This is a genomic window from Vreelandella populi, assembly GCF_003989825.1.
GTDB classification, from domain to species: domain Bacteria; phylum Pseudomonadota; class Gammaproteobacteria; order Pseudomonadales; family Halomonadaceae; genus Vreelandella; species Vreelandella populi.
The window spans coordinates 132488-158405 of sequence record NZ_RZHE01000003.1 but is presented as its reverse complement, the minus strand read 5'-3'; the positions used below and the strand labels follow the sequence as shown (position 1 = coordinate 158405).

The 25918-nt window shown below is 53.9% G+C and carries 24 protein-coding genes and 2 pseudogenes; 7 read left to right on the top strand and 19 right to left on the bottom strand.

Annotated elements, in window-relative coordinates; genetic code table 11:
- Nucleotides 1–34: 34 nt before the first annotated feature.
- Together ELY25_RS02395 and ampC are read right to left on the bottom strand one after the other, a co-directional pair.
- The gene (locus ELY25_RS02395) at nucleotides 35–337 is read right to left on the bottom strand and encodes a GDP-mannose 4,6-dehydratase (RefSeq protein WP_126949709.1); all 303 of its coding nucleotides are present in this window, start codon (nucleotides 335–337) and stop codon (nucleotides 35–37) included.
- Nucleotides 338–861: 524 nt separating this feature from the next.
- On the bottom strand, nucleotides 862–2025 hold the full coding sequence (gene ampC / locus ELY25_RS02390) for a class C beta-lactamase (RefSeq protein WP_422822365.1): 1164 nt from the start codon (nucleotides 2023–2025) through the stop codon (nucleotides 862–864).
- Between the two features lie 145 nt (nucleotides 2026–2170).
- Here ampC and ELY25_RS02385 point away from each other — a divergent pair, with 145 nt between their 5' ends.
- Nucleotides 2171–3046, top strand: coding sequence for a LysR substrate-binding domain-containing protein (locus ELY25_RS02385; RefSeq protein ID WP_126949707.1), 876 nt, complete (start codon nucleotides 2171–2173; stop codon nucleotides 3044–3046).
- 88 nt (nucleotides 3047–3134) lie between these two features.
- Here the strand turns inward: ELY25_RS02385 and ELY25_RS02380 are convergent, their stop codons facing one another.
- From ELY25_RS02380 to ELY25_RS02360, 5 genes are all read right to left on the bottom strand, one after another.
- Nucleotides 3135–4217 (bottom strand): metal ABC transporter substrate-binding protein, encoded by a 1083-nt coding sequence (locus ELY25_RS02380; protein WP_126949706.1) that lies wholly within the window; start codon nucleotides 4215–4217, stop codon nucleotides 3135–3137.
- A 22-nt stretch (nucleotides 4218–4239) separates the two neighbouring features.
- On the bottom strand, nucleotides 4240–5130 hold the full coding sequence (locus ELY25_RS02375) for a metal ABC transporter permease (RefSeq protein ID WP_126949705.1): 891 nt from the start codon (nucleotides 5128–5130) through the stop codon (nucleotides 4240–4242).
- The gene (locus tag ELY25_RS02370; RefSeq protein ID WP_126949704.1) at nucleotides 5114–5848 is read right to left on the bottom strand and encodes a metal ABC transporter ATP-binding protein; all 735 of its coding nucleotides are present in this window, start codon (nucleotides 5846–5848) and stop codon (nucleotides 5114–5116) included. Before ELY25_RS02370 ends, ELY25_RS02375 begins: the two co-directional genes overlap by 17 nt.
- A 317-nt stretch (nucleotides 5849–6165) precedes the next feature.
- Entirely contained in the window at nucleotides 6166–7881 is a 1716-nt protein-coding gene (locus ELY25_RS02365) for an HD domain-containing phosphohydrolase (protein WP_126949703.1), read from the bottom strand.
- A 126-nt stretch (nucleotides 7882–8007) separates the two neighbouring features.
- On the bottom strand, nucleotides 8008–8661 hold the full coding sequence (locus ELY25_RS02360; protein WP_126949702.1) for a hypothetical protein: 654 nt from the start codon (nucleotides 8659–8661) through the stop codon (nucleotides 8008–8010).
- Nucleotides 8662–8813: 152 nt separating this feature from the next.
- On the opposite strand from ELY25_RS02360, the gene cas1f reads away from it, so the two are divergent.
- Nucleotides 8814–9122 carry a type I-F CRISPR-associated endonuclease Cas1f gene (gene cas1f / locus ELY25_RS17960; protein WP_236995624.1) on the top strand — a complete coding sequence of 103 codons (309 nt, stop codon included), beginning with the start codon at nucleotides 8814–8816 and terminating at the stop codon, nucleotides 9120–9122.
- Here cas1f and ELY25_RS17955 read toward each other — a convergent pair whose 3' ends face one another.
- From ELY25_RS17955 to ELY25_RS02330, 6 genes and pseudogenes are all read right to left on the bottom strand, one after another.
- Nucleotides 9123–9335, bottom strand: coding sequence for a hypothetical protein (locus ELY25_RS17955; protein WP_236995623.1), 213 nt, complete (start codon nucleotides 9333–9335; stop codon nucleotides 9123–9125). It abuts the gene before it with no gap.
- A pseudogene (locus ELY25_RS17950) lies at nucleotides 9326–9577 on the bottom strand (phage protease). The gene ELY25_RS17955 and the pseudogene ELY25_RS17950 overlap by 10 nt, the downstream one beginning before the upstream one ends.
- A 143-nt stretch (nucleotides 9578–9720) precedes the next feature.
- Entirely contained in the window at nucleotides 9721–10572 is an 852-nt protein-coding gene (locus ELY25_RS02345) for a DUF2971 domain-containing protein (protein WP_185856281.1), read from the bottom strand.
- Nucleotides 10573–10758: 186 nt separating this feature from the next.
- A pseudogene (locus ELY25_RS17765) lies at nucleotides 10759–11028 on the bottom strand (phage virion morphogenesis family protein); the annotation flags it as partial.
- A 452-nt stretch (nucleotides 11029–11480) separates the two neighbouring features.
- Nucleotides 11481–11792 (bottom strand): hypothetical protein, encoded by a 312-nt coding sequence (locus tag ELY25_RS02335; RefSeq protein WP_126949698.1) that lies wholly within the window; start codon nucleotides 11790–11792, stop codon nucleotides 11481–11483.
- Nucleotides 11793–11855: 63 nt separating this feature from the next.
- Nucleotides 11856–12731, bottom strand: a complete 876-nt coding sequence (locus tag ELY25_RS02330) for an alpha/beta hydrolase (protein ID WP_236995633.1) — start codon at nucleotides 12729–12731, stop codon at nucleotides 11856–11858.
- A 165-nt stretch (nucleotides 12732–12896) separates the two neighbouring features.
- Here ELY25_RS02330 and ELY25_RS02325 point away from each other — a divergent pair, with 165 nt between their 5' ends.
- The 4 genes from ELY25_RS02325 (at nucleotide 12897) to glnG (ending at nucleotide 18526) form a co-directional block, all read left to right on the top strand.
- Nucleotides 12897–13925 (top strand): acyltransferase family protein, encoded by a 1029-nt coding sequence (locus tag ELY25_RS02325; protein ID WP_126949697.1) that lies wholly within the window; start codon nucleotides 12897–12899, stop codon nucleotides 13923–13925.
- A gap of 442 nt (nucleotides 13926–14367) precedes the next feature.
- Nucleotides 14368–15774, top strand: a complete 1407-nt coding sequence (gene glnA, locus ELY25_RS02320) for a glutamate--ammonia ligase (protein ID WP_126949696.1) — start codon at nucleotides 14368–14370, stop codon at nucleotides 15772–15774.
- Nucleotides 15775–16043: 269 nt separating this feature from the next.
- Nucleotides 16044–17102, top strand: coding sequence for a nitrogen regulation protein NR(II) (gene glnL / locus ELY25_RS02315; RefSeq protein WP_126949695.1), 1059 nt, complete (start codon nucleotides 16044–16046; stop codon nucleotides 17100–17102).
- On the top strand, nucleotides 17099–18526 hold the full coding sequence (gene glnG, locus ELY25_RS02310; RefSeq protein ID WP_126949694.1) for a nitrogen regulation protein NR(I): 1428 nt from the start codon (nucleotides 17099–17101) through the stop codon (nucleotides 18524–18526). The genes glnL and glnG overlap by 4 nt, the downstream gene beginning before the upstream one ends.
- A 16-nt stretch (nucleotides 18527–18542) precedes the next feature.
- On the opposite strand, the gene ELY25_RS02305 is transcribed toward glnG, so the two are convergent.
- The 5 genes from ELY25_RS02305 to ELY25_RS02285 form a co-directional block, all read right to left on the bottom strand.
- On the bottom strand, nucleotides 18543–19088 hold the full coding sequence (locus tag ELY25_RS02305; protein ID WP_126949693.1) for a YqiA/YcfP family alpha/beta fold hydrolase: 546 nt from the start codon (nucleotides 19086–19088) through the stop codon (nucleotides 18543–18545).
- A gap of 6 nt (nucleotides 19089–19094) precedes the next feature.
- Nucleotides 19095–19229: an entericidin A/B family lipoprotein gene (locus ELY25_RS02300; RefSeq protein ID WP_126949692.1), complete on the bottom strand. Its 135-nt coding sequence runs from the start codon at nucleotides 19227–19229 to the stop codon at nucleotides 19095–19097.
- A gap of 915 nt (nucleotides 19230–20144) precedes the next feature.
- Nucleotides 20145–21590, bottom strand: a complete 1446-nt coding sequence (locus tag ELY25_RS02295) for a sodium/glutamate symporter (protein ID WP_126949691.1) — start codon at nucleotides 21588–21590, stop codon at nucleotides 20145–20147.
- Nucleotides 21591–21699: 109 nt separating this feature from the next.
- Nucleotides 21700–22239, bottom strand: coding sequence for a phosphatase PAP2 family protein (locus ELY25_RS02290; protein WP_126949690.1), 540 nt, complete (start codon nucleotides 22237–22239; stop codon nucleotides 21700–21702).
- Entirely contained in the window at nucleotides 22202–23365 is a 1164-nt protein-coding gene (locus ELY25_RS02285; protein WP_126949689.1) for a glycosyltransferase family 4 protein, read from the bottom strand. Before ELY25_RS02285 ends, ELY25_RS02290 begins: the two co-directional genes overlap by 38 nt.
- A 325-nt stretch (nucleotides 23366–23690) precedes the next feature.
- Between ELY25_RS02285 and ELY25_RS02280 the strand changes: the two genes are divergently transcribed.
- A complete protein-coding gene (locus tag ELY25_RS02280) occupies nucleotides 23691–24698 on the top strand; it encodes a porin (protein WP_126949688.1) in 1008 nt (335 codons plus the stop codon).
- A gap of 95 nt (nucleotides 24699–24793) precedes the next feature.
- Here ELY25_RS02280 and ELY25_RS02275 read toward each other — a convergent pair whose 3' ends face one another.
- Nucleotides 24794–25873 carry an aldo/keto reductase gene (locus ELY25_RS02275; RefSeq protein WP_126949687.1) on the bottom strand — a complete coding sequence of 360 codons (1080 nt, stop codon included), beginning with the start codon at nucleotides 25871–25873 and terminating at the stop codon, nucleotides 24794–24796.
- Nucleotides 25874–25918 lie beyond the last annotated feature (45 nt).

Genomic DNA, 25918 nt, shown 5'->3' with positions numbered 1-25918 from the left:
AGTTCGCGGGATCGGCGCAATGACGTTCCGCGTTTTATTTTCCAATAGCCAAAGGAATCAAATGCGTTTCAGCCGAGTGGCGCTCGCATGTATGTGTGAAAGGGTCGGCGGCCATAGATGAAAAAAACAAAGGATCCACATTGTCATCTTTCATCGCTTGTAACAGCGCCAACGTGTTCATCATGTTATTCATGTAGTACTTGGCGGGATCAATGACCGATTCCACCACTTGAATGAGCGAAGCAAAATGCAAAACACCCTCAAGCGTATACTTGAAAAAGAGCTCGTTGAGCTGTTGTTTGTCGCCACAGCAACCCACTACTAATAATCTAGCCATAACCTGATGACCTCACAAAAGCGAATATTGCTGCGCGACAAAAAACGCTTAGACTGACATTTTTCTTATTATTTACGGTATAAATATTTTATAAAAAGGTAAATGTGAATGAAGAATCTTAGTTAAGTTATAGCGTTAAATGCTGATTTAATCCAAAAGCAAATGTTTTTTTCAAACCGTTTAACTAATATCAATATGGTTTTTGATAATTTTCAATACAGTTAATAAAAATTTGTATTAAAGGAGGGGTTATCGAAAGCTGTGAAAACCCAGAGAGAAGATTTCAAATAATAAGATTGCTTAGTAAAAGGTAAGGCGGTGGTATTAGTACTGGCTAACACGGCCGCCTTAGTAATTTTCTTAAACGTTAGGTTCTGTCTGAAAAGTCGGCGAGCGATGATAAGACAAGGCAAAAATCGGCGAAGAAACGGAGTTTACTCATGTAAATGAGTATTCTGAGCCGATTTTTAACGCCGTATTATCGAGCGCAGACACTTTTCAGACAGGACCTAGAAAAAACCTTGTTAGTGTCCATCTGCCAATGCCGTCAGAATATGGTGAGCCGCATTAATACGCGCCTGAATGGGGTAGTTACGGTTAGCCAGCATTACGATGCCCAACCGTTTGCTGGGTACAAAGGCTAGGTAGGCACCAAATCCGTTGGTCGAACCGGTTTTGTTAAACCAGATGTCCTGGCTTGCTGGTAGCGGCGGCTGTAAGCGCTCCGCTGCATTGGCCTCCAGCACCATTTCAAGTGAATTCCCGGCGCGTAGCTGTTCAAGTGATACCGGGTAAGCATAGCGTTCCCAGCCCAGGCCCTGGGTCATGTCACCCATACTGAAATAGCCCATCCGTGTTGTTTCCAGGGCCTCACGCAGGGTCTCGTCTAGCACTGAATCGTCCATATTGGCTTCAATAAACGTCAACACATCGGCAGCGTTCGACTTCAATCCGTAGGCTTGGGCATCGAGTACGCCTGGGTTCACCCGAATGGGCTCATCCTCTTTCGAGTAACCGTAGGCATAGTTGGGCTGTTCCTCTTTGGGCACCTGCAGGTAGCTGTGCTCCAGCCCGAGCGCTGAGAACAGGTGCTCTTCCATCAGCGTGTCATAGGGTTCGCCCAGGCCTAGAGCAGTTAAATAACCGAACAGGCCGATACTTGGGTTGGAGTATAGCCGGTGGGTGCCGGGGGCATGCTCGGGTGTCCATTGGCGATAGTAGTCGAGCATATCTTCTTCGCTTTGCACGTCGTTCGGAAACTGCAAAGGCAGCCCGCCTGCCGTGTAGGTACCCAGTTCAAGCAAACTGATGTCATCAAAGGCACTGCCTTCAAGCGCTGGCAGGTAGTGGCTGGCGGGGTCAGTTAGCGACAGCTCACCGCTGGCATCAGCATAAGCGGCCAGCGCCGCGGTAAACACTTTGCTGACCGAGCCAAGCTCGAAAAGGGTCTCTGCCGTTACCGGAACTTCTTCCTCCTGGTTGGCGATACCATAATTAAAGTAATAGTGTTGACCATCAACACTTAATGCCACGGCCATGCCTGGGATACGATGCTCGTCCATCAGCGTCGTTATAGTGTCGTTTACCAGCGGCTCAATGTGTACGCTGTCGTGTGCATCGCCAGCCCAAGCGAATGTACTGATACCCAGAGAGCCTGCCGCGATAAGGCAGATGTTTGCTGTTAACATCCTGTTCATGCTGAAACCTCGTTACTCGTTGGTCAATAGAATTGGGCGCTGGCCCTACTGGCAGAATGCTTAAATTACGGCGAACCGGATGAAGTGACAAACAGCGATATTTTGTATGAGCTATTAGATAAATTTGGGGGTCTGCATGGTACGTCCCTACCTGCCTTTAAAGGCCCTACGGGCCTTTGAGGCATCGGCGCGGCACTTAAGTTTTACCCGAGCCGCTGCCGAGCTGTGTGTAACGCAAGCTGCCGTCAGCCACCAGGTCAAACTGCTGGAAAGTCAGTTAAGGGTAGTGCTTTTTACACGCCTGCCCCGTGGGTTAATGCTTACCCACGAGGGGGAAATGCTGCTGCCGGTAATGAAGGATTCCTTCGACCAGATCACGCACGCCCTGGATCGGTTAGGCGAAAGCAACTACCGGGAAGTATTGAACGTAGGCGCGGTGGGGACCTTTGCCGTAGGCTGGTTGCTGCCCCGGCTGGCAGATTTTCAGGAACGCTATCCGTTTATTGATCTGCGCCTTTCCACGCATAACAACCGTACGGATATGGCAGCCGAAGGGCTCGACTTTGCCATTCGCTTTGGAACAGGCGCCTGGCACGGAATAGCGGCACAGCCGTTGCTACCTGCCTCGCTATCGGTGATGTGTACACCTGAAATCGCCACCCGACTCAAGGCGCCTGGCGATGTAGTAGGCGAAACATGGCTACGTTCTTATCGTGTTGATGAATGGCCGCAATGGTTGCTGGCGGCGGGGCTGTCGAGCAGTGTCTCGGTGCCGAGAAGTATTGTTTTTGACTCGTCTATTGCCATGATGGAGGCGGCGCAGCAAGGGGCCGGCATTGCGCTGGCGCCCCCGTCAATGTTCTCACGCCAACTGGAAAGCGGTGCACTGGTACAGCCCTTTAGTGCATCGGTGAGTTTGGGCGGGTACTGGCTAACTCACTTGCAGTCGCGGGTAGAAACCTATGCCATGACCTGCTTTAGAGAGTGGTTAAGCATAGCCACCAGCGCCTGAACGGTGCTGGTGGCTATGGAAGGTGCTACTGAGCAAGCCCTATTAGACCTGACTTACTTTATTTCGACCTGATGCTTTAAGCGCATGCTTAGTGCGTATGCTCACTGTGGTCGTGGTCGTGGTCGTGGTCGTGGTCGTGGTCGTGGCCGTGGCCATGATCACGGCTGGGCGCATGGTCATCATGGCCCGGCTCTGCCAGCGAGTCGTGCAGTACGCGGGCATTGTGGCGCATCATGCCGAGATAAGTGCTGGCTTCGCCCTCAGAGGAGAGTGCGTCGGCGTACAGGGTGCCGGCAATGGGCAGGCCTGTCTCTTCAGACAGCTGCTGGATAACCGCCGGGTTGGTCATGTTCTCATGGAATAACGCTTGAACGTTCTGGTCGTTAATCACATCGACCAGCTCAGCCATGCTGGCACCGCTGGGCTCCACTTCGGTTGAAAGCCCAGCCGGGGATAGGAATTGGATGCCGTACGCATTGGAAAAGTAGCCAAAGGAGTCATGGCCGGTAATCACACTGGTAGACGCTGGAATCTCGCTGATTAGCTCGCGAATCTCGGCATCTGTTTCGGCCATCTCGGCGAGATAACGGTCCGCATTGGCCCGGTATTCGTCAGCGTTGGCTTCGTCAGCGGCAATCAAGCCATCGCGAATGTTGGTCACGTAAACACGCGCCTGCGTCATGTCCTGCCAGGCGTGTGGATCAAATTCACCATGGACATGGTCATGCCCGTGGTCGTGGTCATGTCCATGATCATGATCATGGTCGTGATTATGTCCGTGCTCGTGATCGTGGTCATGCCCATGTCCGTGATCGTGAGGCTGGTAGTCGATCTTGTCGATGCCATCGGTGGCGGTTACCAGTGATCCGCGATAGTCGCTGGACTCGATCAACCGCTCCATCCAGCCTTCAAACAGCAGGCCGTTAAATACCACCAAGTCAGCTTCAGCCAGGGCACGGGCATCACTGGGGCGGGGGGAGTAGACATGCGAATCGCCGTCGGGGCCGACCAGCGAGGTAACGTCCACATGCTCGCCACCCACGTTCTCGACCATATCGCCAAGAATCGAAAAGCTCGTGACGACCTGAACGCGCTCGGCGGCCATGGCGGCAGGAAGCGCCAACAGTGCCGAGACGCCAACCAGCATGCGTGAAGATAACCGTAAAGACATACCTACTCCTTTTAATGATGTGCTACATCGACGTTTCGGCACTTAACGGCGTTGTTTTACGTCGCAGTTTGGCCGCCAGGCTGTGATAGCGCCCAAACAGTGCCGAGAAAAAGTAACCCACGCCGGCCAGCAGAATAATGCTTGGCCCCGAAGGAATATCCAGGTGAAACGAAAGCAGAAGGCCGCCTGTGCTGGCCGTCATTGCCAGTACCACAGCAATCGCCATTAGCCCTTCAAGGCGCCTGCTCCAAAACCGCGCCGCCGTGGCGGGCAGCATCATGAGACCTACGGCCATCAGCGTACCCAGAGTTTGAAATCCGGCGGTCATGTTGAGCACTAAAAGCGCGAGAAATACACTATGTACCCAGCCGTTACGGCGGTTCTGGCCGCGCAGAAACAGGGGGTCCAAACACTCGACCACCAGTGCCCGAAATACCACCGCCAGGGTCACCACAATTAGCGTGCTGATGCCGGCAATGAGCAGCAAGGCGGTTGAATTAACTGCCAGAATCGATCCAAACAGCACGTGGGTTAAATCGACACTACTGCCGCCAATGGAGATCAGTAGAACGCCTGCCGCCAGCGAGATAATGAAAAAGCTTGCCAGCGCAGCATCTTCACGCTGGCCGCCCATCTTCGATACCACGCCGGCTGAAAGTGCCACCAGCAGGCCAAATAGCACGCCACCAATACTCATAATGGGTAGCGAAAATCCGGCTAATAAAAAACCAATCGCCACGCCAGGCATGATGGCGTGGGCCAGGGCATCGCCAATCAGGCTCATGCCGCGCAGTACCAGGAACACGCCCAGCGGCGGGGCGGCGAGTGAAAGCGCAAGCCCACCCACCACGGCACGGCGCATAAAGCCGTAGTCAAACGGCGCAATAAACCACGCATTAAGCAGTTCCAGCATGGCGCCCTCCCAGCGTAAGCGGCACGACTTGAGCAGGCATATGCTGCTGATGCAAGGCACTTGGCGCCATCCAGCGGGCATGGCCGCCGTTTAACATCAGCACCTCGTCTGCCAGGCGCTGCAAATGATCCATATCGTGCAGCACGACAATAATCGTGGTGCCGTCATCCGCCATCTGGCGCAGAATGCGGATCAGGATATCCACCGTATCGCTATCCACATTGGCAAACGGCTCATCCAGCAACAGAAGCTCGGCCTCCTGCATCAGCGTGCGCCCAATCAGCGCCCGCTGGCGCTGGCCGCCGGAAAGCTCACCCAACGGGCGATGAGCCAGATGCGAAATCCCCAGGCGCGCCATGATGTCGCGACCCTTGCGGTAATGCGCGGCACAGTAGCCTTTAAGCGCCCCATGGCTTGGCCAACTGCCGGTCATGACCAGCTCTTCCACGCTCATGGGAAACGTCAGATCCAGCGCTAACTGCTGGGGCAACCAGGCGCGACGCTCTGCGGGAACGTGGCACGTTACCTTGCCACTAATTGGGCGAAGCTCACCCATGATGGCCTGAATAAGCGTGCTCTTGCCCGCGCCATTCGCCCCAATCAGCGCAGTAATAGCGCCGGGTTTGATATCGCCATCCACATGCTCCAGCACCGTACGGCGCCCTTGAGCCAAATGCAGGTTCTCAAGCTTCAAGCGCGGCAAATCATTCAGGCTCATGGTGTCCACCCGCTCGCCCAAGCCACTAGAGCCCACAGCACTAATAGCGGCACAGTCACAAATATCAGTCGCTTAGTGGCCGATAAGGACATCAAGGAGAAGTGGCAAGGCCCTTCCCGGTTATGTCGGTGCGTGCGATGACTCACGGCGTACCCTCTAAATAATAGAATAAGTTATAACATAACATTTGGCGGAACCAAAAAATTGCCGAATATTTTACGCGCTTGACGGGTGGTGGCAATCATAAGCGCGCTATCGAGCTGACTGGGAAATATCGATAGCACAACCTCAATGCGCTATCGAATCACCCGCCTTTATTAAAGGCCGTAGCGTTCGGGCTGGACCGACTCGACCAAACGTCCCAACTGGTCGAAATCAACCCGGCTGATCTCATCATCATAAAAGATGCCCGCATGGCGAAGATTTCGTACCACCCGCACGCGGCTTGGCTGACCACGCTCATCAAGAGCTAGTACCCAAGCCAGATAACCGTGGGAGAATTTTACCAAACTGCCGAGTGGATAAAATCCATGACGCTGAACGTAGCGGGTAACCCAGTGACGATCGAAGCGCTTGGGACGGTTATAGAGATAGCGGTATGCCTTGACGGCATCCAGCGCCGGTCGGTCGCCCCGTGGGCGCGTCATGGCATCAATCACATCAATGACAGCTGCCATGCGCACCACCGGGGAAAGCGCCTCGCCTGCAACGCCTCGCGGGTAGCCCGAGCCATCAAGCCGCTCATTGATACCGCCAATGATGTCACGCTCCAGCGGATCAAGCGGGTAGCCTGCGCGCGCCAATGCTGCCAGTAGCGCCCCTACATGATTGCGTAGCCGGCTACGCTGGGCCTCGTTCATTTCGCTTTCAAGCGAAGGTAGTGCCTCATCAATCAGCATCGCCTTACCCAAATCATGAATCAGCGCTGCCCGCACGGCACGATGGGTATCAGCAGCCAACTCAGGTTCGGCCAGCATTAAATCCGCTAGCCTGCCCGCCACATTAAGCGAATGTTGCATCCACTGGGGCTCGTCGGTAAGGCAGGTAAGGTCGTAAAAAAACGCCTGGCGGCCCTTGCCCAGCAGCTTTATCAGTTGATTGGCACTGCGTTCCAGGCGCTCCACCGGCAGCGGGTGGTCATTTTGCAGTGCCAGCAAAAATAAGTGCTGATCGCGGGCAATTTCTCGCAGTGTGCTCACCCCCTCTGGGGTGCGCCGGCGACGTTTTGCCGTTCTGCTGCGCGTGTGTTCGGCGCTGGCGTAGAGGGGTGTAGGCGCTGCCAATCGAGACACCTCGCCTGAGCGCCAAGCAATTTCTCGCTCGGTGGACGACACAATATGGGCGAGCTGGCGCTGCTGGGGACGATCAAGATTGCCAAATTCAAGCCCCACCACCGCCTGGTTGCTGCGAGCAATAGGCGTGATATGGCGCACCGAAGCCTCAATAGTAAAGTGTTCACCACTGGGAAAGGTAAGCGTTACGGCGGGTAGCGTTAATGCCTCAGTAAGCGACGCGCATTCTGCTAACGCCAAGCCTAGTAGACAACCTCCCCCTGAAATATCGCGTAGCGTTGCCATGATGGGCGGCTGGCCAATAAAGCGTGTTATTGCCGCGCTGGCATGCATGTCCTTTCTAAGCGCAATGCGTGCGCTCTGACGCCGGGCTGCTGTAAGCAAGCGCTTGGGAAATGCACAGCGTAGTTGCAAAGCATCACCGTAGCGTTCGGCTTTCAGCACTTGGATGGCTTCAAAGCGCAAGGTCTGATCATTTTCAGCGCTTAGTGTTAGCCGATGCGTATCAAGAATGGGGATTTCCAGGCTGCCTGCATCGGTCACTACCAGCAAAAGCTCGCCGGAGGCTGGGTCGAGATGCTCAAGGTGCACCGGGTAATCAGGCTGCTGAAGAGCCGTCTGGTCGTGCAGCGAAATGGTTAGCGCATCACAACGATCATCCAGGTTGAGCAATACATCGGTAATATGATGTGCTTCATTCACTACCACGCTATCACTCTTTTCTGATATTACGGTTTCCATTCACCCCCCCCTTATGATTATTTTGTTCGCCGATTATCCGCGCCCGGTTTTACAGCGCCGACATTGCCGGTAGTAGAAAATACCGCATATTACAACGTCTCGAAATTATATGTGTCTGAGGGGCAGTCAGTAGCGCCAGGTAGCGCCAATTTCTTGAGGAGATACCATCAGCGCGTATTCACCTTTCAGCGTGACAGGACCAAGCGAAACACGCGCCGGCTGAAAACGGTTGATCGCCGACGAGGCCTGATTCGGCTGTGTCCAAATCTGCAGCTCGTTTACCAGCATGCCGGTGGCAAAGTTGATCGCGCCATCGCTTTCCCGGCCATCGGCGGCAATCACCGCGCCCGCCACGCCGTTAACTACCAGCGAGCTAACTCGCGCACCCCAACCACGCCGCTCACGCTCGGCCTGGGCCAGCTCCAGCCCAAGCGCCTGCACGCCGCTTAACTCACCGCGGGCTTTCAGGCGCTCATACTCCACAAGCGCTGCCTGATGCGGCTGCCTATCCATCAGCATGCCGCCCAACGCCAGTGCCGATTTCACCACGCCAACCCGCGCATCAAAGCGGTCATCACGGTCGCTTGCCTCACTCGACTGGTAAGCATTGTAGGCAAGGCTTGTGCCATAAATCCCCGTCCAGCCCCATTGCCATAGGTTGGCCTGGCGCGCACCGTTCTCGAACACGTCGTCATACTGCGTCCAGTCATTCGATGTTTGAGCCTGGGCAGGCAGCGCAACGGCGCACAGCAGCACGGCCAATAAGTGGTTTAAACGCATGGCGAAAATCCTGTCATCAAAGGGGAATGGCATTAAGCGTAGCATGCAAACGGGCAGGGATTACCCATCCGGCAGATGAGTTAAGTAGAACTAAGTTTAATAGTGTTTAAGAGCTAGGAATGGTTAGATACTTAAAACAACAGGGGCGCATTATGAATGACTTTTCACCCTCAGATTTAAAGACCATTCTGCATTCGAAACGGGCGAACCTTTATTACCTGCAGCACTGCCGGGTGCTGGTCAATGGCGGCCGAGTGGAGTACGTCACTGACGAAGGAAGCAAATCCCGCTACTGGAATATTCCTATTGCCAACACCACATCGCTTTTACTGGGAACGGGAACCTCCATTACCCAGGCGGCGATGCGCGAACTGGCCAAGGCGGGCGTATTAGTGGGGTTTTGCGGTGGCGGTGGAACACCGCTTTTTGCTGCCAATGAAGTCGATGTGGACGTTGCCTAGTTAACCCCACAAAGTGAATATCGGCCCACCGAGTACCTTCAATACTGGGTACGCTTCTGGTTTGACGATGCCAAGCGACTGGATGCCGCCCGTGCATTTCAGCAAGCCCGGTTGGCGCGTATAGAAACGCTTTGGGTAAGCCGGGCCATGAAAGATGCGGGTTTTAGTATTGATAAAGACCACCTGCACAGCGCGCTTGATCATCACCGCCAAGCGATAGCGCCATACAGTCCGTCATCGCGCCATTCAAGCGAGCGAGGGTCGACCCAGCTAGCGGCGGGTGCAGGCTTGCCGTTCTGCTCGGCGTCGAGGGTTTAGTGTTCGTAGTCGGTAGCGATGTCGGGACTGCGCGCAGCGGCCAGACGGATAATCGCTTGGGCTTGCTCGGCAGAAAGATGCCAGGGGCTGGTGCCTTCAGCAGCCCCAGGCGGAGCATGGAACGTACCGGACGGCATCAGGCGCGTTTTGTCGTTGGTGGCTTGCACGCTGAGGGCGCAAACGGCAACGCGGGGCTTGGTGTGAAGGCTGTGTGTTTTCATGCCCCATGATCGGGGGCTTAGGGTGGGGCGTGGATTTAAAGCGCTTTAGGAAAAATCGGTTAAGTCTCTCCTAGTTGTCTTAGTGCTTCTTTCTCTAGGTCAAATCTATCTAGCTCCCAGGTATTCTCTTTTATTTTACAGCCGAAAATAGCTGTTTGGGGTTGTGATGATCGAATTGTATTTACAATTTCTAGCGATAGCTCGGCGTTATACTCAGCATCGTGTATTCCAGAACGGAGTCCAATATAGACCTCCTTAATCACTCCCTTTGGCATTAAAAAAAGCGGTAGGTCAATCAGGTTGCATCTACTGAAAGCGTTTATTATTTTAAAGTTTCCGCTTTTTAATGTTATGAATTTTTCAGGGTTTAGTGGTAGCGGTATGGATTTAACAATCCTGACTTCTTCTTCATATGACCAGCATGAAGCTTTATAAAGAAACGCTCTTTGGTAAGTTTCGATATGATCTCGATCAAAACTAAAGGATTGAGTTATATTGAGCTTCTCAGAAAGAGTGTCTAGAAATAAGTTGGAAGGTTTTGTATGGGTATAAATTACATTCCCAAACTGAACTGGTATGGTGTTTTCGATTTCACTGGTGAAACACTCCTCAGAAACATCTATTCCTATTACCATTCCTGTGTGTTCACCAGCGTAATGCGACCACATAAGCGGATTAAGAGGTTGGCGTGTTAGCGAAAGAACTCCATAAGATTTTTTAAATTGCTGCACTGCTGCATCGCGAATTTTTTTTTGAGTACTCAGATTTATTTTTGCTTTACCTGGAAAGAATGAGCAAGCAGCTTCACTCTCGAACGGATCATTGAACGATTCAGGACTACTAAAAGCGATCGAATTATTCTCTAGTATTGAGTAACCGACTTCGTAGGTTAAGTATTTATACAAAATCATGAATCCTGCCTTTATGTAGGTAGTGGGTTTGGTACCTATCATAATGAAATACATGCTGTCGTTGTATCTAGGCTATCGATTCCGCTGAATCTAACGCGGGTCTAACGCGCCTTGCTGAGCAAATGCAAGGCAACGTAGCGGGTAGGTGCTTTGCGCCGCTCACAGGGCCTTTCTGGCGGTTGCAGGTCAGCCGCCCAAATGGTCGGCGAGGATACCCAGCACCTCGTCTTCATCGTCATCATTCAGACCGATGAATTCACGCCCTGGTATATCACCCCACAAATGCGAGAACTCAGCTTTGGTACCCCCGTAGTTCTGCATAGCCGCGTAGACCATCAAGCTCCCCCATTCGACGCTGTCACTAGAAGGGCTGTAGCTGAACTGCTTGGCCAGCTCTTTGCTTTCGCCTTCCAGTACGCGGTCATGGCCTTTGCGTTTTTCTGTAACCGGGGAGTTAGCCGCCCAGGCAGCTGTATTTTATTTAAATTATGTGCATTTGGCACCGCTGTGCGGTGCTTTCGCGGGTGCGCTGACGCTTACGCCGCGCTACTTGGCGTGTGCCTAGTTTTAGTGAAGGTGACGTATGCTCTGCCGTCTAGGCAGTTTAGAAAGTCACCACCAATGGAAGGGCCACTGAAGGTGTACTGCCCCAGGCAGCTGTATTTGATTAAATTATATGCACTCGGCACCGCTGTGCGGTGCTTTCGCGGGTGCGCTAACGCTTACGCCGCGCTACTTTGAAGGTGCCGAGGCTGGATAAAAGGCAGCGTGTGCTGGCCTTTAGGTTGCTTCGACACACTAGGTTTAGGTTCTAGTGCCGGCATCAAATAAAATCAGTCATTAACCACCAAGCAAAAGAGCCTCGATTGAGGCTCTTTTTATGGAAGAAAGAACGGGTCCAGATTGGTTTATTTGTCTTTCTCTTCTTCCCGGCGCTCAAACGCGCGCTTGTCGTCGGGTAGGCGGACGATGTCGCCGATGTCGAGCTTGTCCATGCCTTTCAGGCGATTGCCTTTGGCGTCGAGGATAGCGACAACCTTACCAATGCTAACGGCGTCTTCCTCGCGGTAGGCTTCTACTTCAACGCGGACGATCTTGCCTCGGTAGCGGGCCGAGAGAATATCACCGTTGCCAATCCTGGCATGGTCATGATGGTCGTTGGCGAATAGCTTGGATACGCTGGCGCTACCGGGGTCGTCCCATTCAATATGTCGATGCATCGCTCTCTCCTTGTCAGTTCATCCATAAAACCAGTGTAGTTTGCTTATTGCTGGGCTCGCCAGTTATTGGCTAGTGGATTTGTCGCCAATATGCTGAAACATAAAGGTTAAGGCCGCCGGAAGGCTTGCTCGCCATACGCGCCAGGTGTGTCCGCCGGGGTAGAGGTCCAGGCGTACGTCGTTGGGCTGAATGCGCTCCATGGCTTGGCGTAGCTGGCGGGCGTGAAACTCGGCGTCATACACATCGCTGCGTCCTGCGCTAATGTAAAGGGGCACCGGCGGAATATCGCTTTCTTCGGCGCTGGGGCGGGGCGTTACGTTAATACGATACTCTTCAAGGTAAGCAGGGTAGTTGCGCGCATCCCATAGGGCAGTATCAAAATTACCTTGCTCATCTAGAAAGGAGGGGTGACGGTGGGCAGATGAGTTAGGCGGCGGGTAGGGGACATAGCTTGCCGGGCTCAAGGCGGCCACGGCACCAAACATCTCGGGTTTTTCCAGGGCAAAGTTAAGCGCCCCAAAACCCCCGGCCGAAAGCCCGCCCACACCACGTAGCGCACGCGTTGACCCTACCTGGTAATGCGCTTCTACATGCGGAATTAGGTCATTGAAAAAGGCGCTGCGGCCTGCTTCATTGTGACCGTCTATCCACCAGCTGCGGCTGCCGGGCATGATGAATACCGCAGGCGGAATATGCCCCGCTCGAATCAGCCGGTCGGCGGTTTGGGCAAGGTTGCCCTTGGCCGCCCAGTCGCGCTCATTACCGAAGGAGCCGTGGAGTAAATAAACGACGGGGTATGGCGAGCTCGCCTCAGCGTCATAATTGTCGGGTAAATAAACGGTGTAGGGGTAGGCGTGGCCAAGCGTAGGTGATTCAAAGGTGTGATATCGAACCTCACCGGCAATCGCTGTGTTAAAGAAGCTCCAGAGGCCCAGCAGGGCGGCCAGCCTGGTTATAAGTGGACGTAACGACCATCGTGATATGTCAGTGAATGAAGAGAGTGGCAAACTGCCTCCAGGAATTATTAGCAGGTGATAGAGTCGGACGCCACGGTAACCGGGCGTGTTCATGGTAGGCCAGCGTTAGGCATACATGGAGTAGGTATGCATAAAAGAATAGAAGAAATTTACTGGTTGCGTGCTTACGGCTGTGTGGCCGTTTTTTTGTTTCACCTGTTGGACCACGTCAATCAGCATGTGGATAACCTGGCCACCGACCTGATGCGTTTGCCGCTGGTGCTGGGTACGCCGATCTTTCTGTTTATCTCGGTGTTCGTGTTCGCCATGCGCTATGACAAGGCGGTACCGCCCGGCTTTTTAGCCCAGCGGGTGAAGTACGTCATGCTGCCGTATCTGGTGTATGGCTTTATCTACTCGACGGCGGAGTGGGCGCGTTTAGGCATGATCGGGCAGCCGGTGAGTTTTATCGCCAACGCGGTGGAGTACTTTATCTTTGCCGGGTGGCACGGCTATTTCCTGATCATTGCCATGCAGTTTTATGTCGCCTATTGGCTATTTACGCGCTGGCGGCTGTGGCGCTTCAACCCGGTGCCGTGGCTATGGCTTAGCTGCCTGGTAAGTATGGCGTACTGGGGCACGGCCTATTGGCTTGAGGTTGAACTGCCAGGGTATCTGCTGTGGATTGCCCCTCTGGGTTGGATTTACCTGTTCCTTCTGGCGCTGGTACTGGTGCGCTACTATCCCTTTGAGTCGGTGACCCAGACGCCCGAGCAGCCAGTGTGGATGCGCTATCTTTCTCATCCGGTGTGGCTTGGGCTTTGGGTGTGTCTGCTGATCATGGCAAGCATTGCCGGCTGGCTGCAGTTTTCTTCCAAGGAAGTGTGGGTCATTCCGCTATTTGTGCTTTTTACACTGGTTGCCATGCGTTACCTGAAAGATTGCCCGGCGCCAGGCTGGGTGCGCTATATCAATCGATACTCATTTGGCATTTACCTGGCTCACCCGATGTTTTTTTCAATTACCGACGTGTTTGTCGCGCCTTTTTCACTGCCGGTGGCCGCTTATATGCTGCTGCTGATCCTTGTTGGCGCAAGCGGTTCCATCATGCTCAACCAGGTTGCTAACACCACTACCATTGGCGCCATGCTGTTTGGAAAACGCTTAAAAGCTTAAATCCAGGCTTTGCACCAAAATTAACCATAAAAATTAATTATTGCACTTTTTTGGTTCAAAACTACGCTCATCAGGTAGCCAAAACTTAATTGTTCAACGCTATGCTACATGGAGAGGCATAGTCAGTTAATTTTTATTTTTTTCTAAACAATGACTTATTTTTGAGACAGGACAAGTTGGTGCAAAGTTGGCATGCTCTCTGCATTGTATTGGTCAGCGGCTAGTGGGTCGTAGGCAGATGCCTTGCGGCGTGCTACAACGATAGCCGGTTTGAAATGATCGCTGGACGATTTGTTACCCAAAGCAGGCAATCGTTGAGCGAACAACAATGACAAGCGCGCCCTCTGGCTCGTTATTTGTCGAATGACTAGTTTGTCTAATAACACTTTTATCGATAGCTTACTGTTTTACGCTTTAAGCCACGCTCATACCGGAGGACACAATGTCAGCCAAGACTCTCGCGCTAATTGAAGAACATGATGTTAAGTGGGTGGACCTGCGTTTCACCGATACTCGTGGTAAAGAGCAGCACGTCACCGTGCCTGCCCGCGATGTAAACGAAGAGTTCTTTGAGAATGGCCAGATGTTTGATGGCTCTTCTATCGAGGGCTGGAAAGGCATCAATGAATCCGACATGATTCTGCGTCCGGAAGACGGCACCGCGTTCCTCGACCCCTTCACCGAAGACGCTACCCTGATTTTGCGTTGCGATATCATCGAGCCTGCCACCATGCAGGGCTATGACCGTGACCCGCGCTCCATCGCCAAGCGCGCTGAGGCGTACCTGGAATCTACCGGCCTGGGCGACACCGCCTTCTTCGGCCCGGAGCCTGAGTTCTTCATCTTTGACGAAGTGCACTGGAAGTCCGACATCCAGGGCTCCATGTACAAAATTTCTTCCGACGAAGGCGCTTGGGCAACTGACAGCCGCGTCGAAGGTGGTAACCTGGGCCACCGCCCACGCGTCAAGGGTGGCTACTTCCCGGTTCCGCCGGTGGATAGCTTCCACGATATCCGTGGTGCAATGTGTAACACTCTGGAAGCGATCGGTCAGACCGTAGAAGTTCACCACCACGAAGTGGCGAACGCCGGTCAGAACGAAATCGGCGTCAAGTTCAACACGCTGGTGAAGAAAGCCGACGAAGTTCAGGAAATGAAGTACGTGATCCACAACGTGGCCCACGCTTACGGCAAAACCGCGACCTTCATGCCCAAGCCGCTGGTGGGTGACAATGGTTCAGGTATGCACGTACACCAGTCGTTCTGGAAAGATGGTCAGAACCAGTTTGCCGGTGACGAGTACGCAGGCCTTTCTGAAATGGCGCTTTACTACATTGGCGGTGTGATCAAGCACGCGCGCGCCCTGAACGCCTTCACCAACGCTTCTACCAACTCGTACAAGCGTTTGGTACCGGGTTTCGAAGCGCCGGTCATGCTGGCCTACAGCGCCCGCAACCGTTCGGCCTCTATCCGTATTCCTTACACGGCAAGCCCGAAAGGCAAGCGCGTTGAGACTCGCTTCCCTGATCCGACAGCCAACCCGTACCTGGCGTTTGCTGCCCTGCTGATGGCCGGTATCGACGGTATCAAGAACAAGATCCATCCTGGCGATGCCATGGACAAGAACCTGTACGACCTGCCGCCGGAAGAAGGCAAGTCCGTACCGACTGTGGCCAACAGCCTGGATCAGGCGCTGGAAGCACTCGACGCTGATCGTGCGTTCCTGACCGAAGGTGGCGTGTTCACCGACGACATGATCGATGCCTATATCGAACTCAAGATGGAAGAAGTGGAGCGTATTCGTATGACCACGCACCCCATCGAGTTTGATATGTACTACAGCTGCTAATCACTTGGTGATAGCGCTAAAACCCCGCCTCGGCGGGGTTTTTTTATTGCACTGAACCGGTGAGTAACGTGCCCCTTAATCAGGCTTAATGCACTAAAATAGTGCATTGACAAAAAGTAGCTGATCATGTGCTGCGCTAAAAAAGCTCGCGCCATACCCACAACTGCCCATAAGCCGTGCAGGTAGGCAATAGTGAGCCGACTTGGCGCGCTTTTTGCAATTTCCCTATAACGATGAATGATTTCACGAGCGATGCTTCAGGACACGTCATGTATCAGCGTTTACTAGAACATCTCACCATGGCAGTACTGCTGCTGGACGGTGAGCTCCGCGTACGCTGGATGAACCCGGCCGCCGAAGCGCTGCTGGCGGTAAGCTTTAGCCGCGTAGAGGGAATCAACCTGGATACTCTGCTGGGCGGTGACGAAAGTATCGATCAGGTATTGGCTAAGGCGCGGGATGCCTTTCACCCTTACACCCAGCGCGAGGCGCGTATTACTCCGGTCAACGGCGAAGCGCTGACGGTGGATTACACCGTAACGCCCTTGTCGGAAAATGAGCTGCTGCTGGAAGTGGAACCCCGCGATCGCTTGATGCAGATTTCTCGCGAGGAGGCGCTGACCACGCGTCAGGAGACCATCAAGGTGCTGGCCCGGGGCCTTGCCCATGAAGTGAAAAATCCGCTAGGCGGAATTCGGGGCGCCGCCCAGCTTCTGGAGCGCGACCTGGCAGACCCGGCGCTGCGTGAGTTCACCCATATCATTATTGAAGAGGTCGACCGCCTGCGGGATCTGGTGGACTCGATGCTTGGACCTAATCGCATCGTCAAGCATGCACCGGTGAATATTCATAAAGTGCTGGAGCGAGTAAGGGCGCTGCTGATTGCTGAGCATCCGGGCATCACTGTTAGTCGTGATTACGACCCCAGCCTGCCGGATCTTTCCGGTGATGAATCGCAGATGATCCAGGCCGTACTCAACGTGGCCCGCAACGCCGTACAGGCCATGAGCGATGCCGAGACCCCCGCGCCTGAGCTGATGCTGCGCACCCGTGCCCGGCGCCAGTTCACGCTGGGCGCTGAGCGTCACCGTCTGGTAAGCGAGGTGGGCGTGATTGATAACGGCCCCGGCATCCCGGAAGAGCTTAAAGAAACGCTTTTCTACCCCATGGTGTCAGGGCGCGCCGAAGGCAGCGGGCTGGGGCTTTCCATCGCCCAGTCGATTTTGCACCAGCATCAAGGATTGATCGAATGCGACTCACGACCCGGACACACCGAATTTCGTTTACTGATTCCATTGGTTATTAACTGCACCGGAGAAGCGTCATGACTGAGGCGACACGTAATGAGGTTGCACGGGTGGTCGTTGTGGACGACGACCGCGCTATCCGCTGGGTGCTTGAGCGTGCGTTGGCACAGCCGGACCTGGATGTAGAGTGCATCGAACGGGCCGATACAGCGCTTGAAAGACTGCTGCAAAACCCTCCGGATGTGCTGGTGACGGACATTCGCATGCCGGGCATCGATGGGCTGGGGCTGATGTCGCGCATCCGCGACGTGCACCCGGATTTACCGGTGATTGTCATGACCGCGCATTCGGACCTGGATAGCGCGGTGGCCTCCTACCAAGGCGGCGCCTTTGAATACCTGCCCAAACCATTTGATGTGGATGAAGCGTTGGCGCTCGTGCGCCGGGCAGTCGCGCATGCCCGAGAGCGGCAGCGGCCGATCAGCGTGCCTGAAGGTCTGAATGCAGAAATCATCGGCGAAGCACCCGCTATGCAGGAAGTGTTTCGGGCCATCGGTCGGCTTTCCCACTCGCATATCACGGTGCTGATCAATGGTGAGTCGGGCACGGGTAAAGAGCGTGTCGCCCAGGCGCTTCACCAACACAGCCCTCGGGCGGGCAAACCGTTTATCGCCCTTAATATGGCGGCGATCCCGCGTGATTTGATTGAATCTGAGCTGTTCGGCCATGAGAAGGGCGCCTTTACCGGGGCGGCGGCCCAGCGCCAGGGGCGTTTTGAGCAGGCCAATGGTGGCACGCTGTTTCTGGATGAAATTGGCGATATGCCCGCCGAAACCCAAACCCGGTTATTGCGCGTGCTGGCCGATGGTGAGTTCTATCGAGTGGGCGGGCATACGCCGGTCAGGGTAGACGTGCGTATTATCGCCGCCACACACCAGAATCTTGAGTCTCTGGTGGATGACGGGCGTTTTCGCGAAGACCTTTTCCACCGCCTGAACGTTATCCGCATCCATCTGCCGCGCCTTACCGAGCGGCGCGAGGACATCCCACGCCTGACGCGCCACTTTCTGGCCGAAGCTGCCAAGGAGCTGACGACCGATATCAAGGTGCTGACAGCCGAAACCGAAGCACACCTGACGCGCCTGCCGTGGCCGGGTAACGTGCGCCAGTTGGAAAATATCTGTCGCTGGCTAACGGTGATGGCCTCAGGGCGCGAAATACTGGTGGAAGATCTACCTCCTGAATTACGCTCCCCGCATACAGCTGAAAGCGGTACGCATGGCGATTGGCGAACGGCATTTCGCGAATGGGCCGACCGCGCCCTGGCCGAAGGGCATACGCATTTGCTGGAAGAGGCCGTGCCGGACTTTGAGCGAATCCTGATCGAGACGGCGTTAAAGCATACCGGCGGGCGTAAGGGAGAGGCAGCCGAGCTACTCGGCTGGGGGCGAAACACCCTGACGCGCAAACTGAAAACGCTACTACCGGCGCTTGCCGACGAGTAGGCCAAGTATTAATCAGTTAAGAATCGCCTGCTTGAATGGCCTGTTGATTAAGGGCCTGACACTGAGCGAGAAAGCGTTCAAAATCGCTGAGAATGGTGTCCAGACTTGCATGCAGGCGATGGTCATCATCCACCATGCGCAAGGACAGGTGCTGGCGCTGTGCATGCTCAATCACCGGGCCTGGGAGCACCACATCGTCTTGCCAACCATGAATGATATGGGTAAGCCGGGCCGCAATGGTGGGCGAGGTCTGCGGATACTCGGGAAGGCCCAGTGCCGGGGCCAGCAGAAAACAGCCGAGCACAGAGTGATGGGCGCTGGCCGCGGCACTCAACCAGCCGCCAAGGCTTGAACCTGCCAGAACGCACTCCTCGGGCTTGTCGTTGCGCTTGGCAATGGTGGCCAGCAGGTGTTCAAGACGTCTTGAGGGTTCGGCCATGCCTCGGTAATCCATGACGACCGGCTCGCAGTCATCAAGCTTTTCTGCAATTCCTTTTAGGGCCTGGATTTTCAGGGCCTTTGGCCCGCTTTCCAAGCCGTGTGACAGGTAGACGGTCATCATGGTGGCTTAACTCGCTGCTGAATTTTGAATTGCTTGACCGCCTTGCTCTATATCTTTACCGGCACCCGCAATTGTATTGCAGCCGCTAATAGTCAGCGTGAGAGTTGTCATCAGAAAAACCATAGCCACAGTACGTTTCATACAGTCATTCCTCTCAGGTAGGCATGCCTAGCGTCGTCATGAATCTGAAGTAGTGATTGCTGTACTACGTAAAATAAGCGCTGTTGTATCTTCTTGTCACTGATTTAATCAATAAGGTCGATAGTGAGCCGTGTTTATCTGTCGCATGTGCCTTTTTTACACATCTTTAAGAGGTTATATACTCTTATTAAAAAAGATTGTTAAATTTTAAATACATGATTTATTTGATTTTTATAGAGTTAAACGGAATGTTGGCCCGCTGGCTGCACTACCTAAGTAGTAACAGCGTGAGTTGAGTGATAGAAGATAAGGGAAGGCAGGAGCCAAATTTAGAAAAACAGGGAAGCTTAAGGACATTCATTCTGCTCACATGTATTAGCGTATGGAGACGCTAATTGTCGAGGCCAAGGAATGGCGCAGATGCAAAACTACCATTTCGCGAAAGCGAAGTGGTTTTTTTGCGTTGCCTTTATCCGTAATCTATTGATTTTTATACTATATTTAAACCAAATTATAATTTGCGTAACCTTTGTACAGATGAACGCATCGATTTAGTCTATTCTGTCGGCATACTACCTCTAAGCGGTTAGAAAACGTCAACGCAACAACCGCGTACTTTCAGGGATAAGCGCTATGGCGATGGGACTGATGTTATGCATGTTTGTGCTTTTTTTGGGGTTTTCAGCCATCGGGTTATACATGATGTTTAAAAGCTCTTTTATGGTCACCACCGAAGACCCGGACGATATACCGCCCGAACTTTGAGCCTAAAAGAGTGATGGCATGATGCTGTTGTCGAATGCCTAGAACCCTAGCCCCTAAAGCACACCTGTTAGCCATACCTTTAGCAGTATCCTATAAAGCCCCATGCCCGCTTACGCGGGCATGGGGCTTTATAGCAAATGGCTACTAAGGTTATTTCTGCTGCCAACGGCCTTGGCCGTGTTCAGGCACCATGCGGCCAAAATAGAGCAAACCAAAGGCCAGCCAACCCAAGGTTAAAAGCCCGGTGAATATCAGGATAGCTAAGGCGCCAAACTCGGCAATCAGCGGCAGGGCAGCCGCGGTGAACAAACCACCTCCTACAATCGGTTCAAACATGAGCTGTTTGTAGCCAAAGCTTTCAAACGCGCCGGACTCGTTTTTCGGATCAGCCATACGCATTAAAAGAAGACCCGTGACCGTCACCCCCATGGACTGGCCAAAATCGCCAATGCCTCGCTCAAACCAGTTCTCTGGAATAATCCGCGGGGCGATCACGATCAGCACGAATAATCCCCAACCGATACCTGCAGCTGAAAGCAGCAAGAACGGCAGAAAGTATTCACCTAGCGTCGTCAGTGACAGCGTGGCTAGTGCCGCCACGATGGTAAAATCAAGCGCAGTACCGGCAATTCGCGCCATGGTGCGTGTGGAGACATGGTGCTCCAGGCCAAAGCGAGTCACCACTAACTGGACGATTACCCCGCCGATCATCGCGATAGGAAACAGCGGCACATGGGCAAGTATTTCAAGGCCATCGTTACGTGCCCAGGTAACCTGCTCGATCCACTGCAGGCCAGAAAGCAGTAGCCAACCAATTAGAATGGCGATGCCCACCAAACCGATATGCAGGCTGAGCGGGTCGGTGGTGCCTGCTTCGTGAGTAAGGTCTTTTTTAAACTCGCTAAACTCTTCGGTGGAAGGACGCTCATCGTCGCGCATCAGGTCATCCGGAGCGTCGCTCTCCTTGGTGGGGGTAATAATCCCTCGGCGGGCGGCGATATTGATCATCAGGGTACCGATAAGCACACCGGCAACGATCCCGACGGTGGCTAGGCCAAGTGCCAGATCAGCCCCTTCCTCAAAGCCCAGATCGGCGAACGTATCCGCCATGCCTGCTGCCGTGCCATGGCCGCCTTCAAAGCCAATCTCGATGAGCGCGCCCACCATGGGGTTCATGTTAAATAACGGCGTTAATACCAAAAGCGCCAGGGTAAGGCCCACGACATACTGCCCCCATGCCATGGTTTGGCCCACCACAACCTGAGGCCCGGCGCGAAGCCAGATGGTACGAAGGCCAGGAATAGCCTTGCCGATAAACAGAGCGGCAAACACGACGTTAATCAACAGACCCGGCAAGGCCGCCCAGCTCTCTTGCACATAAGCAGGAAAAAGGCCCGGACTTTCTTCATAAAAGGCAGGTATCAGGCGACCAATGACATCTGGCCCCATCAATAAAAGTATCAGCCCGGCAATCACCGAGCTGGGTAGAAAAAGCTTGCGTAGCCACGCGAGCCTAAGCCTCAACGCGTTACTAACCACGAGTGCTAGCGCAATAATTACAAGCGCAACAAAGAGTTCGCCAACCGTCATGGTCATTACATCGCTCCCTAATGAATGCGAAAGACCCACGCCTTCGCATGACCGTTTAAATGACAGAGTTGGTTTTAGATTAGTGCCTAACGCTTAAAATGGCGAAAAGTTTACTTTACCCCATCCAGTAAAGGCTCAGAAAAGCAAAACCATAGCCGATAGCGCCCCCCGCGATAACATCACTGATGTAGTGCAACCCAAGGCCCACTCGGGAAATAGCGATCAGCAGTGCCAGAGGTAACACAATGGGAAGCAGCCACGGTGTATGAGCGGCTACTAGCACGCTAAACAGCACGGCGTGCATGGTATGACCGCTTGGGAAGCTATAACGGTCGCGGGCCGGCTCGCCGCAATGCACGCCGCCTAGATAGGTAATAAAGGGCCGCTCGCGGCAGAGGCGCGTTTTGATCAGCCGATACACCGCCATGGCAGCCAGGGCAATGCTGCTGTATTGCACGATGCGCCAGGTGCCATCCGCTTGTAGCCAGGGCTGAGCGGCAATCAGGAGTACCCAGATGGGCCAGTCGCCTAATCGGCTGGCGGCCTGAAGGGTAATGCGCCAGGGGCGAAACAGGTTCAGACGCGTAACGCGCTGACAAAGCTGCCACTCCAGTAGGTCAAGACGATCGAACACGACAAGCGGGCGTGGGCGCATGATAAGCCTCCTGGGCTTGTTGGAGATACTGCATAAACTGATCGGCAATGCCCGACCAGCTTTGCTCAAGCGCCCGAAGGCGTGCGACACGTCCTAACCGCGCGTAATCGGCCGGATGCTGACAAAGCTCAACTGCCGCCTGCTGAAAGGCTTCACTGTCGTCAGGCGTGACGGTAATGCCGTTATGGCCATTCTGAATCAGCTCGGCGCTGGCGGCATGCCGATAAGCCACAACGGCCAGGCCGCTTGCCATGGCCTCTGCAACCACGTTGCCCCAGGTTTCAGAAAGCGAAGGAAAGATAAACAGGTCGGCGCTGGCGTAGTGGCGGGCCAGCTCCTGTTTATCCACAAAGCCTGTGAAGTGCGCCTCGGGGAGCGCTTTTTCAAGCTGCGCCCGGGCAGGGCCATCACCTACAATCACTTGCGCCATATCCGGGCGTACTGCACGCATGGCTTGCATGGTTTCCTGAAGCAGCGTGAGGTTTTTCTCTGCGGCTAGACGGCCCGCATAAAGCGCTACGGGTTGATGCGCACTCACACCCCATTGTTTACGTAGCTCGGTATCACGGTGGGCAGGCGAAAACTGCTCGCCCTCAATGCCGCGCGACATAACATGAACGTTACGAATACCTTGCTCGCTCAAGGCCGTGGCCTGCAGCTGAGTAGGTACCAGGGTAAGTTCGCAGCCGTTATGAAAATAGCGCAGATAGCGACGGGTGGCCGATTCAAGCCAGGGCACGCCGTAGTCGTGACAATAGTGGTCAAAATTGGTGTGCCAGCCAGCTACCAGCGGGATATTGAGCTGGCGCGCGGCTTGGCGTGCTACCCAGCCTAGCGGGCCTTGTGTAGCGAGATACACGACGCTTGGACGATGTTCGCGCCAAAACCGTCGAAGCGTGGAAGGGCGGGTGAAGCCTACCTGGACATCCGTGTAGCCAGGCAGAACGCAGCGACTGACCTGCAGTTCCTGTTTGACGTTAGCGGTCTCGCCTTTTACACGTGGCCGTGGTCGAATCACATCAACCTCAACGCCCTGTCGGTAGAGTTCTTGATGCAGCCGACTCAATGTATGAGCAACGCCGTTTATTTCCGGTGTCCATGTTTCGCTAACGATACAAAGCCGCATACGCGATCCATCCCTTTATCACATTTTAATTCAGTGTGGCCAGAGACAGTGACACTGCCAAGTCAAGGTAGTGAATATGTGATGACATGAAAGTAAATAATAATTAATTATTAACAGTATATGGCTATATCAATATATTGTTACGGTGTTAAGTAGATTTTATTAAAAATTAAATAAACATCACAAAGTACTAAAAATATTAAAACTTTAAAATAAATGAAATATACGGCCTCTACTATTTGCAGCGTTGAGGCCCCGGGCGAACTCATGTTTGTTTAGAGCCTTTTTATTAAAAAAATATATGACTATTTCAACGGGATCGAACATGTTTAAGAAAACGACACTAGCGTTAGGGGTTTGCGGTTTATTAGGCGCCTCTGCAGCTCAAGCCGCGATGGTGTATGACCAGGACGGTACCACGCTAGATATTTACGGCCGTATCGCCATGGGGTTTGAGGGTGGCGGTGTTAAAGATGGTAAGGATAACGGCGAAGAATTCCGTAACTTTGGTTCGCGTCTGCGCATCACAGCTGGCCACCAGATTACTTCTGACCTGCGTGCGTTTGCCCGCGTAGAGTGGCGCTTTAAAGGTGACGAGCGTAGCAGCCCCGGTTTTGATGAGGTGCGTAACAGCTACCTGGGCCTTGAAAGCGAGCAGTTCGGTACGTTCATGGCCGGTAACTACAACAGCTTCTACGACAACTACGTCATGACCCCCTTCGACGTTTACGTCGAGCGCGGCTATGAGTTCGCGGGTGGCGGTCTTCAGGCACGTGGCGACTCCATCGGCTATAAAACGCCGGAAATGGAAGGCTTCCAGGCGGTCATTTCTGCCAAGCACTTCTCTGAGCGTGGCCTGACCGAAGCCGAGCAAACCGAAGAAGGTAGCGTAATCGCCACCCAGGGTGGTGTTGTCTATTCAACCGGCCCTGTGCGTTTAGCGATTGGTTACGTCGAAGATACCGTACGTGGTGGTGGCGGTGGCAACGGTAAAACACGTTTCGGTACTACAGCGGCGTTTGAAGTCAACGACGCTTTTGCCGTACGCGTAGGTTATGAAACCCGTGGCAACCACGACACCTACGGTGGTGGCTTCGATAAGATTGGTGTAGGCGCCACTTATATCTACGATTCCTGGCAGTTCTTCGGCGACTACTACAACATCGACCTGGATAACAGCAGCAGCGACCGTAACGCTTGGGCGCTGGGCTCCATGTACAAGCTGACCAAAAACTTCGATATGTTCCTTGAGCTTAACGATCGCAATTTAGACGCCGTTAACGACTACGAAGAAGATATGTACTACGCGGTAGGCGCTCGTTATCACTTCTAATGGCTAGTGTGGGTTCGTTACTGGTTTAAGCTTTACTTCGATCTTGAGTCGGTATGGGTAATCCCATACCGACTTTTTGGCGTTGTAGCGTGCCTTTAGCGCTCGTCATCCCGGTTATCGATGGTTTTACGGAAGTTGTCGATAAACGGCTGCTCGGCCTTGTCGATGCGGTCCATACCGGCCACCACACGGTGCCAGTAGGGGTAAAGCGGGGCCGGGCGCGTGGCGGCTTCGAGTCGATCAATCTCTTCCTGATTCAGCGTAAGCTCTGCTGCAGCCAGGTCATCTTTCAGATGCTCTTCGTTGCGCGCGCCGACAATCAAAGAAGTCACGCCCGGGCGGTCCTTCAGCCAGGCAAGGCAGGTGCGCGGAATGGACGCATTGTGCGTCTCGGCAATCTCGGCCAGAAGCTCAATGATGTCGTAAGCGCGCTCCATATCGTGGATATAGGGTTCGGGCCATCCGTTGCCCTGGCGCGTGCCTTCCGGCGCTTTCTTGCCGCGGCGCACCTTGCCGTTGAACACGCCTTCGCCCAGCGGTCCCCAGACCAGCGTGCCGATGTTCTGATCGATCGCCAGCGGCATCAGCTCGTATTCGGCCTCTCGGGATTCCGGCGTGTAGTAGATCTGCTGGCTGATAGGGCCGGCCAGGTTATGAAGCTCGGCCTTACCGATGGTCTTCATCATCTGCCAGCCGGTAAAGTTGGACGTGCCGTAGTAGCGGATTTTGCCGCTTTGTACCAAGTGATCCAGCGCATACAGCATCTCTTCAACCGGCGTTACGCCATCCCAGTTGTGCATCTGGTACAGGTCGATATGATCGGTACCCAGGCGTTTCAGGCTGGCCTCACACGCGTTGATCAAGTGATAGCGTGAAAAGCCACTGTGGTTGGGGTTGTCGCCCAACGGGCTACGCGCCTTGGAGGCTAGAATGATGTCCTGACGCTTGTTGCCCAGCGCTTTGCCTACAATTTTTTCCGCCTCGCCCATGGAGTAAAGATCGGCGGTATCGATCAGGTTAACCCCGGCATCAATCGCCATATCAATCTGGCGCCGCGCGCCTTCTACATCGACGCTGGCCGCTTTCTCAAAGCCGCCACTTCCCCCGAAGGGGACGGTGCCCAGTACAATCTCGGATACCAGCAGTCCTGAATTCCCTAACGGACGGTATTTCATTTCGATAGCTTCCCTGTTAATCGAATATAGAGTTAATCTAAAGTC